The organism is Fictibacillus enclensis (assembly GCF_030123385.1).
GTDB lineage: Bacteria > Bacillota > Bacilli > Bacillales > Fictibacillaceae > Fictibacillus_C > Fictibacillus_C enclensis.
Genome location: NZ_CP126109.1, coordinates 2,739,747 through 2,754,163, shown reverse-complemented (window position 1 = coordinate 2,754,163; position 14,417 = coordinate 2,739,747). Strand labels below are relative to the sequence as shown.

The following is a 14,417-nucleotide window of genomic DNA, read 5'->3' as shown; positions in this document are numbered from 1 at the left end:
CATAATGGAGGATGAGGAGGAGAGCAACATGGATGGTATTTTCTTTTATTGGTTTACATGGATTGGCTGGGCCTACTGCTCATTTTTGATGAAAGCAAGCCGGCGAAGGACGATTTATTCCATAATGCTTTTAATGATCGTGATCTTGCAGGGGTTTACACTGAGAGCGGGGAATTTATTACTCCATTTTTCGTTTGTATTTTTGCTGGTGTGCGGTTTTCTTTTTGCATTCAGGCTGGATTTTAAACGAATGCTGTCATTTGTCTTTTGTTCCTGTTTGATTGCTCTTGCCTATAACGCCATGATTCTTTTCGCCATGTATGATCCGGTATGGATAGTTCTGGAAGTGAAATGGCTGCTTGCAGGGGTACTGTTCCTTTTATCTCTGTTTTTAATGCGGGAAACAAGTCTGAGGCCGTTTATGCTGGGAGCCGGGATGGCTGTCGGTGAAATGGTGTATCATTTCATTATAAAAAAACTGACGTTTGATATTGAGCTGGGCAGCCTGACATTTTTTGATGTTTTGACATTGTCAATTGCACTCTGCTTTGCATGGGAAGGACTTCATCAATTTTCAGCTTACGTTTATGCAGAAACAGTAAAAGGAAAAGGGAGAGTGCTGAAGCGGGTTTCCCGGTAAGCGTGTCTCGTCGCCTGGTGGTTGTGGGTTGGACTTTTATCTGCTAAAATAAATGAGCTAACTCTAGGCCCTTCATGACGGAAGGGTTTTCTTTTTTGGGAATTATTAAGTAAAAGGATGTGTCGACATGCAAAAGCCAGTATTGGCCATCGTCGGAAGACCAAACGTGGGAAAGTCCACGATCTTTAATCGGATTGTAGGAGACCGGGTATCCATTGTGGAAGATATGCCGGGTGTAACGAGAGACAGAATCTACAGTTCGGCTGAATGGCTGAACCGTGAATTTAATATTATTGATACAGGCGGAATAGAAATCGGGGATGAGCCACTGTTACACCTGATGAGGCAGCAGGCTGAAATCGCCATTGACGAAGCGGATGTGATCTTGTTTTTGGTGGATGGAAAAGAAGGAGTAACCGCTGCGGATGAAGAAGTGGCCAAGCTTCTTTATCGGTCAAAAAAACCGGTTGTCCTCGGTGTGAACAAGATTGACAATCCGGAGCGCAAGGAACTTATCTATGATTTTTATTCACTGGGTATGGGTGAGCCTTATCCATTGTCCGGTTCTCATGGGATCGGTCTTGGAGATATGCTTGATGCTGTATTCAGCCACTTTCCGCAGCAGCCGGAGGGCGAGGAAGATGAAGAAACCATCCGTTTCTGCTTGATCGGCCGACCGAATGTCGGAAAATCCTCGCTTGTGAACTCCATCCTCGGCAAGGAGAGAGTGATTGTCAGTGATATTGCAGGAACAACTAGAGATGCTATTGACTCTGAATTTACTCGTGAAGGCCAAAAGTATACGATTATCGATACAGCAGGCATGCGTAAAAGAGGGAAAGTGTATGAGTATACCGAAAAATACAGTGTACTGCGCGCTTTAAAGGCGATTGACCGTGCGGATGTCGTTTGTGTGGTGCTGAATGCCGAAGAAGGCATCATTGAACAGGACAAGAAGGTGGCAGGCTTTGCCCATGAGGCAGGAAAAGCGGTCCTTATTATTGTGAACAAATGGGATGCGATTGAAAAGGATGATAAGACACTCCGTGAATTTGAGCAAAAGATCAGGGATCACTTCCTTTATTTAAGCTATGCGCCGATTCTTTTTGTTTCGGCTAAAACCAAGCAACGTCTTCATGCCCTTTATCCGTTGATCAACCAGGTGGCGGAGAACCATGCTCTGCGTATTCAAACCAACGTATTAAACGACGTGATTATGGATGCAGTTGCCATGAATCCAACACCGACAGATAACGGAAAACGACTGAAAATAAATTATGCAACACAGGTGGCAACCAAACCGCCGACCATCGCTCTCTTTGTTAATGACCCTGAACTTCTTCATTTTTCGTACAGACGCTTCCTTGAAAACCGGGTAAGAGAAACATTTGGTTTCATTGGCACTCCGATCAGAATTATTGCCCGCAAGAAAAATGATTAGGTGCTGGTGCCTTTTATGGACATTCTTTTATTATTCATTGGAGCCTACCTTTTAGGTTCCATCAGTTTCAGTTACATCATTACCAAAGGGTTGAATAAGGGAGATATACGAAAGCTTGGCAGCGGAAATGCCGGTGCCACCAACACACTGCGGGTAATCGGGGTCGGCCCTGCCATTTTTGTACTTTTGCTTGACGTGCTAAAAGGCATGGTTCCAGTCTGGGTAGCCTTGTCTCTTCATTTTCCTCTGACCACGGCCATTATCGCAGGCGGTATGGCCATCATCGGACACAATTGGCCGGTGTATTATGGATTTAAAGGGGGGAAGGGCGTCGCAACCACGATTGGTGTGTTTGTTGTGGCCTCGTTTTTTCCTTCCCTGATTGCCGGTATCCTGGTGATTCTTATTATTGCGTTAACACGTTATGTTTCTTTGGGGTCGATTGTTTTCATGATTTTAACACCGGTTTTAATGTTTGTTTTTCGATCAGTGCCAGTTGAGGCAGCACTCATTGCCTTGTTGATTGGCTTGCTTTCCATTTGGAGGCACCGTACCAATATTTCCAGACTGTTAAATGGAAATGAACGAAAATTAGGACAATAGGTAAGGAGTGGAATAGGAATGGAAAAAGTTGCTGTAATCGGAGCAGGAAGTTGGGGAACAGCCTTGGCCCTTGTACTTGCCGATAATGGACATGATGTCCGATTATGGGGGAGAAGGCAAGAGCAGATCAACGAAATTAATACCATACATACAAATGAAAAATATTTACCTGGTGTCGTTCTTCCAGCAGGAATTGTTGGCTACAACCATTTAAAGGAAGCGGTGGAAGGAGCACGAACTCTGCTGCTTGTCGCTCCTACAAAAGCGATGCGGGAAGTGCTGCGTGATCTTGTTCCTGTACTTGATGAGCCTGTGACCCTGGTTCATGCCAGCAAAGGGATTGAGCCTGAAACCTATAAACGGGTATCAGAAATCATTGAAGAAGAGGTTCCCGCCGAAAAACGGCGGTCCATTGTTGTTCTTTCAGGACCGAGTCATGCTGAAGAAGTTTCACTCAGGCAGCCGACGACAGTGACTGTTTCATCTTCTGCTATTGAAGAGGCAGAGTTTGTACAGGATTTATTTATTAACCAGAACTTCCGTGTCTACACCAACCCTGATATTGTCGGTGTTGAACTTGGGGGCGCCTTGAAGAACATCATTGCATTAGGAGCAGGCATGTCAGACGGTCTGGGCTATGGCGATAATGCAAAAGCGGCCCTGATTACACGGGGTCTTGCTGAAATCGCAAGACTGGGAACGAAAATGGGAGCAAATCCATTAACATTCTCGGGCCTGACCGGCATAGGCGATTTGATCGTAACATGTACAAGTGTTCACAGCCGAAACTGGCGGGCGGGCAATATGCTTGGCAAAGGCGAGGCGCTTGATGATGTCCTGAAAAAAATGGGCATGGTAGTGGAAGGCGTAAGAACAACGAAAGCAGCCTACCAGCTCGCCAAACAGGAAAAGGTGGAAATGCCCATAACGAGCGTGCTTCATGATGTCCTGTTTGATGGTAAAGATGCAAAAGAAGCGGTCGATGAACTCATGAAAAGAAGCCGTACTCATGAGGTGGAAGACGTTTCTTCCCTCATTTCAGACGGGCTCGCAGAATAAACGCACCGTCCTTCTCCCGGATTTCTATCACGATTATTAGACCTATGCATAGGATAGTGGTGAATAGGTTGTGGAGGAGGACGAAAAATGGATCGTAATCATCAATTTTTTGATAAAGTTGAAAAGAAAACGAACGTAAAAAAGGAAGATATTTTCAAACTGGCCCAAACGGTCAGTAATGAAAATTTACGGGATGAACGCACATTAAGAAGACTGATCTCCCAGGTAGCCTCCTTGGCCGGTGTTCCTGTTTCCAAACAAAAAGAAGACCAGATTGTCAGTGCTGTAATTAATAACAATGTACCCCTTGATTTTAGTACATTGTCCAAAATGTTCGACAACAAGTAGGGGAACGCACAGCCAATCTCTCTGCAGGTCGGAATACTTAGTCATCTAAGCAGGCGGTGCAACGCGCACCAGCCTGCCTTTTTTTTGCAGATTATGCCTCTTGAATTAAATAAGAGCGCTTACGCAATTCTTATATTTTATGCTATAATTTACGCTGTAAAAAGGAGGATACATATGGACGCAGGATTAATGAAAATGTGGGTCGCTCTGTCATCCATCGGTCTAATGTTTATTGCCGTTTTTTCGATTATGATCAGCAGGGCGAAATTAAAAGGCTTTTTTAAATACATACTGGCAGCTATCGCATATCTTTGCATGTTCACGGCAGGCATTTTAATTGTACTCGTCGTCTTTAGCGGTCCGGTGAAAGGATAAGGAAAGCAGCTGGAATGAAAAAAATATGTTTAATTATCGCAAGCATCTGTATGCTTTTCAGCCTGACAGGTTGCTTGTATCCTGATCAACAGAAAGCTGAGAACCGGGTCCCCTATAATGACCAGATTCAAATGGTGCAGGGAGCGGTGAATGACTACAAAAAAGATACCTCCGTTTTGCCGATTAAGAATAAGGATGCATCCACTGATATTTATGAAAAATATCCCATTGATTTTGGACGACTGGTACCCAAATATATGCAGCAGCCTCCAGGCAATTCGTTTGAAAAAGGCGGAACCTTTCAGTATGTGCTCATAGACGCGGAAACGAAGCCGAAGGTAAAGCTGATCGATCTTGTGATCGTAAACAAAGCCCAGGATCTCGAGCTTCGTCTCAAGGAATATACCCGCACGCACAAATATCCTCCCTATGACAAGATTTTGGCCAGTGGCAGGTATACCCTCGATTACAAAAAGATGGGGTATAAGGAAGCACCCTATGCCGTAAGCCCTTACAGCGGGAAAAATCTTCCGTTTTTTGTGGACAATGACTCGAAAGTACACGTGGATTATTCGATTGATTTATACGAAGCGCTAAAAAAATCAAAAGATAATAAAGAAGGAAAAGACATTCGCCCTCTGCTGACGAAAAATTCCTATTTTGTTCCTGTGCGTTCAGTTCCCTATAGCGTGAAGAATGGAGAACCCGAGTTCCTGATCGGTAAACGGTAAGTTTATAGGGTGCGGCACAAATAATAGTCATGAACTCTCCCCTTTTTTAATACATTCATAGAAAAGGAGGAGAGTTATTTATATAAAAAACGGACATGGTGAACACCTGGACAGTTTGCACACGGAAGGTCACAAGCAATTGTGCTTCTCTCCCGGTCTATACAACGAACTCAGGTCCACGCTCTTTTTTGTATGAAAAAACTTTCATTCCTTATCATATTTTTGGGACAACATCATATAGATGTAATGTCCAAGAATAGCATCCGGAACTTATTTGGATCGGGAGGGAATTGAATTGGAAAAAATCGATATTTTCAAAGATATCGCTGAACGGACAGGAGGAGACATTTATCTCGGAGTAGTCGGTGCTGTTCGTACAGGGAAATCAACGTTTATCAAGCGGTTCATGGAACTGGTGGTGCTTCCGAACATTCAAAACGACGGCGAGCGCCAGCGGGCACAGGATGAGCTTCCGCAGAGCGCAGCAGGCAAGACCATCATGACGACTGAACCGAAATTCGTTCCAAACAATGCAGTGAGTATTCATGTGGCAGAGGGCCTTGATGTGAATGTCCGTCTTGTGGACAGTGTCGGATACGCTGTACCGAGTGCAAAAGGCTATGAAGATGAAAATGGCCCACGCATGATACACACTCCGTGGTATGATGAACCGATTCCTTTTCATGAGGCAGCCGAAATCGGAACAAGAAAAGTCATTCAGGAGCACTCCACGCTGGGCGTGGTTGTGACGACGGATGGTTCGATTGGTGAAATACCAAGATACGATTATATTGAATCCGAAGAGCGTGTCATTGAAGAGCTGAAAGAGGTAGGCAAACCGTTTATTCTGGTGGTCAATTCCGTTCACCCGCACCATCCGGATACCGAACAGCTGCGCAAGGAATTAAATGAGAAATATGATATTCCCGTACTTGCGATGAGTGTGGAAAGCATGACAGAGCATGATATTAACAATGTGCTTCGAGAAGTTCTTTACGAATTCCCGGTTCTTGAAGTCAATGTGAACCTGCCAAGCTGGGTGATGGTCCTGCGGGAGGAACATTGGCTGAGAGAGAGCTATGAGGAAGCTGTGAGAGAAACCGTGAAAGACATCCGGAGATTAAGAGATGTAGACCGGGTTGTCGGCAGTTTCAGCGATTTTGAGTTTATTGATGATGCGCGTCTTGCGGGGATTGAAATGGGGCAGGGAATTGCCGAAATCGATCTGTTTGCTCCCGATGATTTGTATGACCAGATCCTAAAAGAAGTTGTGGGAGTGGAAATCAGGGGAAAAGACCACCTGTTACAATTGATGCAGGAATTTGCCTACGCGAAGCAGGAGTATGATCAAGTGGCGGATGCTCTCAGAATGGTGAAGCAAACCGGCTATGGAATTGCGGCTCCTGCACTATCTGATATGAGCCTCGATGAGCCTGAAATCATCCGCCAGGGCTCGCGCTTCGGAGTCCGCCTGAAAGCGGTGGCCCCGTCGATTCATATGATCAAAGTGGATGTTGAATCGGAATTTGCCCCGATTATCGGTACGGAAAAACAGAGCGAAGAGCTGGTCAGGTATTTGATGCAGGATTTTGAAGAAGACCCGCTTTCCATTTGGAACTCCGATATTTTTGGACGTTCACTCAATTCAATTGTACGCGAAGGCATCCAGGGCAAAATCTCGCTCATGCCGGAAAATGCAAGGTACAAACTGAAGGAAACATTGGAACGCATCATAAACGAGGGCTCCGGAGGATTAATAGCCATTATTTTATAGCAAAAGACTCCTATTTGGAGTCTTTTTTGCATGGAAAGAAAGGAGGTTATTCCAAAAAATAGGCCTTTTGGCCAAGGGAAAAGGGGTTTTTCGCTATTTTTCGCATAAAAACATTGAATTCTTATGGCTTATCGTTTAATATAAGGCTTGTCATCAAAGTATTTAGTAAATCCTGTATAAAACAGGAGCGAGAGCTTTATGATAGTAGTACAACCGAATATTTAGAGCATAGATACAGCGTTCTTTGAGAGGAGGTGAATGGAATGAACAAGACTGATCTTGTAAACACAGTAGCTGAACAAACTCAACTTTCTAAAAAGGATGCCACTAAAGCTGTTGATGCAGTTTTTGAGGCAATTGCTGATACGCTAAAAGAAGGTGATAAGGTACAACTTATCGGTTTTGGTAACTTCGAAGTTCGTGAGCGTGCAGCTCGTAAAGGCCGCAACCCGCAAACTGGTCAAGAAATCGAAATCGCAGCAAGCAAGGTACCTGCTTTCAAACCAGGAAAAGCCCTTAAGGATGCTCTAAAATAAGCTTATACATAGGGCAAGCAAGAACCGCATTGTGCGGTTCTTTTATTTTTTATGTAAAACATGCGACTTTAGCCCCCTACCTTTGCCTTTGCCTGATTCATATGCTAGAATCGGTTTAGAAAAACGTACAGCAATCGTTAAGTAAAAACTACTTGGAACGTTGCACGAACGAAATTGGAGGATAATGCAGTGAAGGAATTTGATCAGGCGAAAATAGAACAGGCGGTTACCATGATTCTTGAGGCCATTGGCGAAGATCCATCGCGTGAGGGCCTTGTCGATACACCAAAACGAGTGGCTAAAATGTACCAGGAAGTTTTTCAGGGGCTGAATCAGGATCCGAAAGAGCACTTTGCCACTATTTTCGGGGAAGACCATGAAGAATTGGTTCTCGTTAAGGATATTCCTTTCTATTCCATGTGTGAACACCATCTGGTTCCTTTTTTCGGAAAAGCCCATATCGGCTACATCCCTAAAGGAGGAAAGGTGACAGGCCTCTCCAAACTGGCGCGTGCAGTTGAAGCCGTTACTCGCCGGCCGCAGCTGCAGGAAAGAATCACGTCAACTGTCGCTGATTCTCTAGTTGAAACACTGAACCCGCACGGCGTGATTGTTGTTGTTGAAGCCGAACATATGTGCATGACCATGCGTGGAGTAAAGAAACCCGGCTCGAAAACCGTAACTTCTGCCGTAAGAGGAGTTTTTGTAGATGATGCAGCCGCCCGAGCAGAAGTTCTTACTTTTATTCGGAGCTAAAATTTTAGGAACGGAGTGTACGGAATGAAGGTAAATGAGAATGAGTTTTTCGTCATCAAGGCAAAAGAAAACGGAGTCAACGTCATCGGTTTGACAAGAGGGACAGAGACCCGCTTCCACCATTCAGAGAAGCTGGACAAGGGCGAAGTTATGCTCGCACAATTTACAGAACATACGTCTGCTGTGAAAGTGCGGGGCAAAGCCGTTATTTATACACGGCATGGTGAAGTCGACACGGAAGTATAAAAAAAGCTTGGCACGAGCCAAGTTTTCTTTATGCAGTAATCAATAGTTGAATGCTCAATATGATATGATACATAATAGATAGAGTAAGCTTTAGTTGCAGGATGCGGGGGCAGTGACATGAGGATCATCCATGAAGTGAATAAGTTAAATGAATACGTTTTACAGAAAATGGAACATTCGTTTTTAAAGGAATATGTTAATGTTCCCCAGTTAAACCAGGATAAATGTCTGATCACCTATTCGCTGCTGGCCGAGAGCGGATACGAGGGAGAGGAGCTGCAAGAGTTATATGCTGCGGTTATGCTTGTTCAATGTGCATTGGACACGCATGAAACGATCTTGAAGATCAGGGACGGTCATGTCAAGGAGAGGCAGTTGACCGTACTGGCAGGAGACTATTACAGCAGCCTTTACTACTTTATGCTTTCCGTCTGTGAGGATGTGGCGTTAATTCGTGCACTCTCTTTGGGGATTCAGGATGTCAATGAAAACAAGATGCGGCTTTTTTACAGCAAACATATAAAGCCAGAAGAGGTAACCAACAGTATAAAAGGAATGGAGGCAGGGATTTTAAACCGTGTCGCCCGTCATCTGAAGAAAGAACAATACATACCTTTTATCTCAGAATTTTTGTTTATTTCTGCCACCTCCCATTGCCCTGACTCTCTTTTTTCAAATTATCATCTCCAAATTAAAAATGATGTGCTGCTTGCCCGGCATAAATTGAAAACACAAAAGCAGCCGTTATCGCTAAAACCAGTCATGGAAAAGAGAATGAGGGGACTGCTTGACGGGCCTCACTATTTATTGCCGGAGGAAGGGTAAGCCATGGAACAATTAAAGGAACAGAGAGTCCACTCGGTATTTGAAAAAATATCGGATCAATATGATTTCATGAACAATGTGATCAGCTTCCAGCGGCATAAAAGCTGGCGGAAAGACACGATGAAACAGATGGCCGTTAAAGAAGGAAGCATGGCGCTTGATGTTTGCTGCGGAACGGGTGACTGGAGCATTGCGCTGGCAGAAGCTGTTGGCAAGAAGGGGCATGTCAAAGGCCTGGACTTTAGCCAGAACATGCTTGAAGTCGGTAAGAAAAAAGTAGAATCGCTTAACATGGAAAATGTGGAGCTGATCCATGGCAACGCTATGGAGCTGCCATTTGAAGATAATACCTTTGACTATGTAACGATCGGGTTTGGACTGAGAAACGTACCCGATTATCTGCAGGTAGTTAAAGAAATGAGCCGCGTCGCCAAACCTGGAGGCAAGGTCGTCTGTCTAGAAACCTCTCAGCCTACCACCCCGGTGGTCAGGCCTCTGTTTCGTTTTTATTTTTCAGTGATCATGCCCGTTCTTGGCAAGCTTCTTGCAAAAAGCTACAACGAATACTCATGGCTTCAGGAATCGGCAGGGGAGTTTTTAAACAGAAACGAACTGAAGTCCCTGTTTGAAGAAGCCGGGTTGACCCGTGTCATGGTTAAGCCATATACGTTCGGAACGGCGGCTATGCACATGGGAATTAAACAAACATAGAAAGAGAGATTGCCTTGTGTTTAAGAAATTAGCTATCATTCTTGAAATGATAAAATTCGAACATACCTTGTTTGCTCTTCCGTTTGCTTTCCTTGGAGCAATACTGGGAAATGTGGTGGAGGAAGGAACGTTTCCCTCCCTGATGGAGTGGGTTTGGATTACCCTTGCGATGGTAGGCGCGAGAAGTGCAGCAATGACGCTGAATCGTGTAATTGATGCGAGAATCGACCAGAAAAATCCGAGAACCGCCATGAGGGCCATCCCGGCAAAGCTGATCAGCATGAAAGAGGCAGCTTTGTTTATTGCCGGTTCTTTTGTACTGCTTTTTGTCAGTGCCTACCAGCTGAACATCCTGTCTGTCTGGCTGTTGCCGCTTGCTGTTTTCTTTCTGGTATTCTATTCATATACAAAGCGGTTTACCTATCTATGCCATGTCATTTTGGGCGGGACCATCGCCCTCGCTCCTCTTGGCGGATGGGTGGGAGCAACCGGAACATTGTCAGCTGAAGCGTTTTTGCTCTATGCCGGTGTCGTGTTTTGGACTGCCGGGTTCGATGTGATCTATGCCACTCAGGATGCGGACTATGACAGGAAGCACGGATTATATTCCATCCCTTCTTATTTCGGCATTCCCAAGGCCCTTGTTATCGCTCGCATTTTTCATTTGATCAGCTTTACAGCTTTTCTTGTTTTAGGGGCGGTATCCTCCTTTGGCTGGGTTTATTTCGCAGGTGTATTTTTGTCCGGTACGATTATGGTATATGAACACTCCATGGTTTCTGCCGATGACCTGTCAAAGCTGAACCTTGCGTTTTTTACAATGAACGGAATTTTGAGTGTTGTTATGTTTATTTTCTCTTTGGGAGATTTGCTTTTATAAAAGTTTTTGCTGTAGGGGTAACAACCTGGGAAGCATCATGAATCATTCAGAAGGTGGGGAGAGTAATGGCGCTGAATATTGGCGAAATTAAATATACTAACATTCTTCCTTTGTTTTTTTATTTAAATAAAAAGGAAATTGAAAAGACCGGAGCCCAGTTTATCCCGCAGGTTCCGGCCGAATTAAACCGCAGAATGGCAAGGGGAGAAATTGATCTGGGCGGAATATCGTCATTTGCCTATGGCGAGAACAGTCACCAGTACAGTCTTTTTCCCAACCTGTCTGTTTCTACGTACGGAAAGGTAGGTTCCATTCTTTTATTCTCCAAAACAAAAATTGAAGAGTTGGACGGACGAAGTATAGCCCTGACCTCAAGCTCGGCAACTTCAGTCGCATTATTGAAGGTGATCCTAAAAGAATTTATAGGCGTGAATCCTTACTATGAAACAATGACTCCGAATTATGACGAGATGCTCTCCAGCCATGATGCTTGCCTCCTGATCGGAGAGGATGCGATTAAAGGCGGCTGGAGGCAGGAAAAAGATATTTACGTCTACGATCTTGGAGAACTATGGTATGAGAACACCAACCTTCCAATGACGTATGCCGTCATGGCAGTAAGAAACGATGCGATCAAAAGAGAAGCTCCACTCTTGGAGAAACTCCTGATTCAAATGACGGAAAGTAAAGGCCGTACAAAGGCGGATGGCTATCAGGAGATGATTGAAGATGTCCTTCATGAGCATGGCGGCGAATCCGCGTTTTGGTCCCATTACTTCCAGGGCATTAATTATGATTTGAGTGAAAACCATATTAAGGGGCTGAAGCTTTATTTTGAACTGGCCTATAAGCATTCCTTCATTCAATCTCTTCCTGAATTTACATTTTTCAATTATTCCTTACAGGGCATTTAGGTGAAGAAAATGAAACTGACAGAACTGTATACGCATGTTAAAAAGGATTTACAACAGATTGAAAAAGAACTGGAACAGACCATTTCCTCTCAGCACCCTATTATGCAGAACGCAGGAAACCAGTTGCTGAAAGCGGGCGGAAAACGAATCCGCCCCGTTTTTGTAGTGCTTTCCGGACATTTTGGAAATTATGATATTGAACCTGTCAAAAAGGTGGCAGCTGCTCTTGAAACCATCCATATGGCTTCGCTCGTTCACGATGATGTGATTGATGACGCTGAATTGCGGCGTGGAGCAAAAACGGTAAAGGCGGCTTACGACAACAAAGTAGCCATGTATACGGGCGACTTCCTGTTTGCCAAGGCGATTGAACTGATGTCGGATATTCATCAAATTGCCGCACATCAGATTTTGTCTTATGCCATGAAGGAAATGTCCCTTGGCGAAATCCAGCAAATCAGGGAACAATATGATCTTAATCAGAATGTCCGGCAGTATTTGCGCAGGATCAAAAGAAAAACCGCACTGCTTATTGCCATCAGCTGCCAGCTTGGCGCCATTGCTTCGAATGCTTCAATCGAGCTTCAGCAGCGACTGTACCGCTTTGGATATTCGGTTGGAATGGCGTATCAGATTACCGATGACATCCTGGACTTTACGGGCACCGAGAAAGAGCTGGGTAAACCCGCAGGCGGCGATTTGAGGCAGGGCAATATTACCCTTCCTGTTTTTTATGCCATGCAACAGCTTCCCGGACTTAAAGAGAAAATCGGCCGTTTTTACAAAACGATGGATGAAAGCGAGCTTTCATCTATTATTGATACAATAAAGACCAGCGGATCCATCCAGCGTGCCTCCAAAACGGCACAGTCTTATTTGGCTGATGCGCTTGCTGCAGCGGAAGGTCTGCCTGCGGGACAGGCGAAAAACAGCATGATCAAGATTGCTAAATATATTGGCCGCCGGAAATTTTAACACGTTGCTAAATACCTTAATCTTTGTTACTATTTTCTAGGGGTTGAAGATTATAGACGACCCTCAAAAGCAACTACATAGAAGATAGGGGAGAATTATTGTGGAACAAACGTTTCTAATGGTAAAGCCCGACGGTGTACAACGCAATCTGATCGGAGAGATCGTTTCACGATTCGAGAAAAAAGGATTCCAGCTTGCTGGTGCAAAATTGATGACCATTTCACGCGAGCTTGCGGAAAATCATTATGCTGAGCACAAAGAACGTCCTTTTTTCGGTGATCTTGTAAACTTTATTACATCCGGGCCTGTATTTGCAATGGTATGGCAAGGTGAAAATGTAATTGCAACTGCAAGAAACATGATGGGCAAAACCAACCCTGGCGAAGCTGCACCTGGCACCATCCGCGGAGATTTTGCTGTTCAGGTGAGCAACAATGTGATCCACGGATCTGATTCTCCCGAGAGCGCTGAACGTGAAATCGGATTATTCTTTCATGAAGAAGAGCTCGTACAATACGAAAAAGCAGGTTCTTCCTGGATTTAATGTAAGCGTTACAAACCAGCCCGCTGCGGCTGGTTTTTTCATTTTGTAGAAAAGTAAAAGTTGTCCCTTTTCAACCGATAAATAAGGTATCACCACAAAAAAGGGGAAGAATGATGGATCAGGATTACATGCGTTTCGTTGAGAGGATCAATTTGTTAACTTCTATTGATTTGTCTCTGTATAAAGAGGCTCAGATGAAAAGACGCCTTACCGCTCTGCGCGATAAAAAAAATCATGCCAGCTTTTCCGGCTATTATGATGCATTAAAAGGAGATCAGCGCCTGATGGATGAATTTCTCGAACGGATGACCATCAATGTTTCCGAGTTTTTCAGAAATCCTGAACGATGGGATGTGGTTCGGCATAGGATACTTCCAGAGCTTATCGCCCAAAAGAGGAAATTGAAGCTGTGGAGTGCCGCATGTGCTGCAGGAGAGGAGCCGTATACCCTTTCCTGTCTTTTGCATAATGATTCATCAAAGAGAGAATATTCCATTCTTGCAACAGATCTTGACAAGGCCGCCCTTAAAAGAGCGCAGGAAGGGATTTATGACAACAACGCACTGAAGCACGTGCCTGAAGCAATAAGGTCCTCATGTTTTAGCGATACTGAAAAAGGAACAGCCATAGGGGCCCATCTAAAAAAAAACATAAGGTTTAAACAGCATAACTTGTTGCTGGATGCCTTTGAAGATGGATTTGATCTGATTGTCTGCCGGAATGTTATGATTTACTTTACGGAAGAAGCTAAAGAGGAACTGTTCCGTAAATTTTCAGAAGCATTGAGGCCGGGAGGTTATCTGTTTGTAGGCAGCACCGAACAGATTTTTTACCCGGGAAGATTCAATTTGCATCCCATGGAGCCGTTTTTTTATCAGAAGCCGATCAGTTGAACAGATATCGATGATTCTTGCGGGTTGACAAATTGAAGTAAATGCTTTATCTTGTGTTTTAACGATTTAGTTTAGTTGATCAGAGTTTAGAGATGAATTTAGAGAACCAGAGTGAGTTTAGCAGAGAGATGAGAATAGCCGAGAATGATGAGTGGAGCGGAGCAGA

18 protein-coding genes are annotated in these 14,417 nt (G+C 44.3%); all 18 read left to right on the top strand.

Going from position 1 to position 14,417, the window contains the following annotated elements; genetic code table 11:
* Positions 1-28 precede the first annotated feature (28 nt).
* The 18 genes from QNH15_RS14425 to QNH15_RS14340 all read left to right on the top strand — a co-directional run bounded on the left by QNH15_RS14425 (position 29) and on the right by QNH15_RS14340 (position 14,251).
* Positions 29-640, top strand: a complete 612-nt coding sequence (locus QNH15_RS14425; RefSeq protein WP_283889079.1) for a YphA family membrane protein — start codon at positions 29-31, stop codon at positions 638-640.
* Between the two features lie 127 nt (positions 641-767).
* Positions 768-2,081 (top strand): ribosome biogenesis GTPase Der, encoded by a 1,314-nt coding sequence (gene der, locus QNH15_RS14420; RefSeq protein WP_129475233.1) that lies wholly within the window; start codon positions 768-770, stop codon positions 2,079-2,081.
* 15 nt (positions 2,082-2,096) lie between these two features.
* A complete protein-coding gene (gene plsY / locus QNH15_RS14415) occupies positions 2,097-2,684 on the top strand; it encodes a glycerol-3-phosphate 1-O-acyltransferase PlsY (protein WP_283889078.1) in 588 nt (195 codons plus the stop codon).
* Positions 2,685-2,702: 18 nt separating this feature from the next.
* Positions 2,703-3,743, top strand: coding sequence for an NAD(P)H-dependent glycerol-3-phosphate dehydrogenase (locus QNH15_RS14410; RefSeq protein WP_283889077.1), 1,041 nt, complete (start codon positions 2,703-2,705; stop codon positions 3,741-3,743).
* 87 nt (positions 3,744-3,830) lie between these two features.
* Positions 3,831-4,091, top strand: coding sequence for a stage VI sporulation protein F (locus QNH15_RS14405; RefSeq protein ID WP_061970689.1), 261 nt, complete (start codon positions 3,831-3,833; stop codon positions 4,089-4,091).
* Positions 4,092-4,265: 174 nt separating this feature from the next.
* Positions 4,266-4,466, top strand: a complete 201-nt coding sequence (locus QNH15_RS14400; RefSeq protein WP_129475239.1) for a DUF2768 domain-containing protein — start codon at positions 4,266-4,268, stop codon at positions 4,464-4,466.
* A 14-nt stretch (positions 4,467-4,480) separates the two neighbouring features.
* Positions 4,481-5,197: a hypothetical protein gene (locus QNH15_RS14395; RefSeq protein WP_283889076.1), complete on the top strand. Its 717-nt coding sequence runs from the start codon at positions 4,481-4,483 to the stop codon at positions 5,195-5,197.
* A 295-nt stretch (positions 5,198-5,492) separates the two neighbouring features.
* Positions 5,493-6,971, top strand: coding sequence for a stage IV sporulation protein A (spoIVA, locus tag QNH15_RS14390; protein WP_061970681.1), 1,479 nt, complete (start codon positions 5,493-5,495; stop codon positions 6,969-6,971).
* A gap of 263 nt (positions 6,972-7,234) precedes the next feature.
* Positions 7,235-7,507 carry an HU family DNA-binding protein gene (locus QNH15_RS14385; protein ID WP_061970679.1) on the top strand — a complete coding sequence of 91 codons (273 nt, stop codon included), beginning with the start codon at positions 7,235-7,237 and terminating at the stop codon, positions 7,505-7,507.
* Between the two features lie 189 nt (positions 7,508-7,696).
* On the top strand, positions 7,697-8,263 hold the full coding sequence (gene folE / locus QNH15_RS14380; protein WP_061970677.1) for a GTP cyclohydrolase I FolE: 567 nt from the start codon (positions 7,697-7,699) through the stop codon (positions 8,261-8,263).
* A gap of 24 nt (positions 8,264-8,287) precedes the next feature.
* Positions 8,288-8,509 (top strand): trp RNA-binding attenuation protein MtrB, encoded by a 222-nt coding sequence (mtrB, locus tag QNH15_RS14375; RefSeq protein ID WP_061970674.1) that lies wholly within the window; start codon positions 8,288-8,290, stop codon positions 8,507-8,509.
* Positions 8,510-8,626: 117 nt separating this feature from the next.
* Positions 8,627-9,334 carry a heptaprenyl diphosphate synthase component 1 gene (locus QNH15_RS14370; protein WP_283889075.1) on the top strand — a complete coding sequence of 236 codons (708 nt, stop codon included), beginning with the start codon at positions 8,627-8,629 and terminating at the stop codon, positions 9,332-9,334.
* A gap of 3 nt (positions 9,335-9,337) precedes the next feature.
* Positions 9,338-10,045: a demethylmenaquinone methyltransferase gene (locus QNH15_RS14365; protein ID WP_283889074.1), complete on the top strand. Its 708-nt coding sequence runs from the start codon at positions 9,338-9,340 to the stop codon at positions 10,043-10,045.
* 16 nt (positions 10,046-10,061) lie between these two features.
* Positions 10,062-10,925 carry a UbiA-like polyprenyltransferase gene (locus QNH15_RS14360; protein ID WP_283889073.1) on the top strand — a complete coding sequence of 288 codons (864 nt, stop codon included), beginning with the start codon at positions 10,062-10,064 and terminating at the stop codon, positions 10,923-10,925.
* A gap of 65 nt (positions 10,926-10,990) precedes the next feature.
* Positions 10,991-11,839, top strand: coding sequence for a menaquinone biosynthesis protein (locus QNH15_RS14355; protein WP_283889072.1), 849 nt, complete (start codon positions 10,991-10,993; stop codon positions 11,837-11,839).
* Between the two features lie 9 nt (positions 11,840-11,848).
* Positions 11,849-12,814 carry a heptaprenyl diphosphate synthase component II gene (hepT, locus tag QNH15_RS14350; protein WP_061970661.1) on the top strand — a complete coding sequence of 322 codons (966 nt, stop codon included), beginning with the start codon at positions 11,849-11,851 and terminating at the stop codon, positions 12,812-12,814.
* Between the two features lie 100 nt (positions 12,815-12,914).
* Complete coding sequence (ndk, locus tag QNH15_RS14345; RefSeq protein ID WP_061970659.1) at positions 12,915-13,358, top strand: nucleoside-diphosphate kinase; 444 nt, start codon at positions 12,915-12,917, stop codon at positions 13,356-13,358.
* A 110-nt stretch (positions 13,359-13,468) separates the two neighbouring features.
* On the top strand, positions 13,469-14,251 hold the full coding sequence (locus QNH15_RS14340; RefSeq protein WP_283889071.1) for a CheR family methyltransferase: 783 nt from the start codon (positions 13,469-13,471) through the stop codon (positions 14,249-14,251).
* Positions 14,252-14,417: the final 166 nt, after the last annotated feature.

Excerpts from the sequence above, each read along its gene's own strand:
- QNH15_RS14425 (WP_283889079.1), top strand. The coding sequence starts at position 29 with ATGGATGGTATTTTCTTTTATTGGTTTACATGGATTGGCTGGGCCTAC.
- der (WP_129475233.1), top strand. The coding sequence starts at position 768 with ATGCAAAAGCCAGTATTGGCCATCGTCGGAAGACCAAACGTGGGAAAG.
- plsY (WP_283889078.1), top strand. The coding sequence starts at position 2,097 with ATGGACATTCTTTTATTATTCATTGGAGCCTACCTTTTAGGTTCCATC.
- QNH15_RS14410 (WP_283889077.1), top strand. The coding sequence starts at position 2,703 with ATGGAAAAAGTTGCTGTAATCGGAGCAGGAAGTTGGGGAACAGCCTTG.
- QNH15_RS14405 (WP_061970689.1), top strand. The coding sequence starts at position 3,831 with ATGGATCGTAATCATCAATTTTTTGATAAAGTTGAAAAGAAAACGAAC.
- QNH15_RS14400 (WP_129475239.1), top strand. The coding sequence starts at position 4,266 with ATGGACGCAGGATTAATGAAAATGTGGGTCGCTCTGTCATCCATCGGT.
- QNH15_RS14395 (WP_283889076.1), top strand. The coding sequence starts at position 4,481 with ATGAAAAAAATATGTTTAATTATCGCAAGCATCTGTATGCTTTTCAGC.
- QNH15_RS14385 (WP_061970679.1), top strand. The coding sequence starts at position 7,235 with ATGAACAAGACTGATCTTGTAAACACAGTAGCTGAACAAACTCAACTT.
- mtrB (WP_061970674.1), top strand. The coding sequence starts at position 8,288 with ATGAAGGTAAATGAGAATGAGTTTTTCGTCATCAAGGCAAAAGAAAAC.
- QNH15_RS14370 (WP_283889075.1), top strand. The coding sequence starts at position 8,627 with ATGAGGATCATCCATGAAGTGAATAAGTTAAATGAATACGTTTTACAG.
- QNH15_RS14365 (WP_283889074.1), top strand. The coding sequence starts at position 9,338 with ATGGAACAATTAAAGGAACAGAGAGTCCACTCGGTATTTGAAAAAATA.
- QNH15_RS14355 (WP_283889072.1), top strand. The coding sequence starts at position 10,991 with ATGGCGCTGAATATTGGCGAAATTAAATATACTAACATTCTTCCTTTG.
- hepT (WP_061970661.1), top strand. The coding sequence starts at position 11,849 with ATGAAACTGACAGAACTGTATACGCATGTTAAAAAGGATTTACAACAG.
- QNH15_RS14340 (WP_283889071.1), top strand. The coding sequence starts at position 13,469 with ATGATGGATCAGGATTACATGCGTTTCGTTGAGAGGATCAATTTGTTA.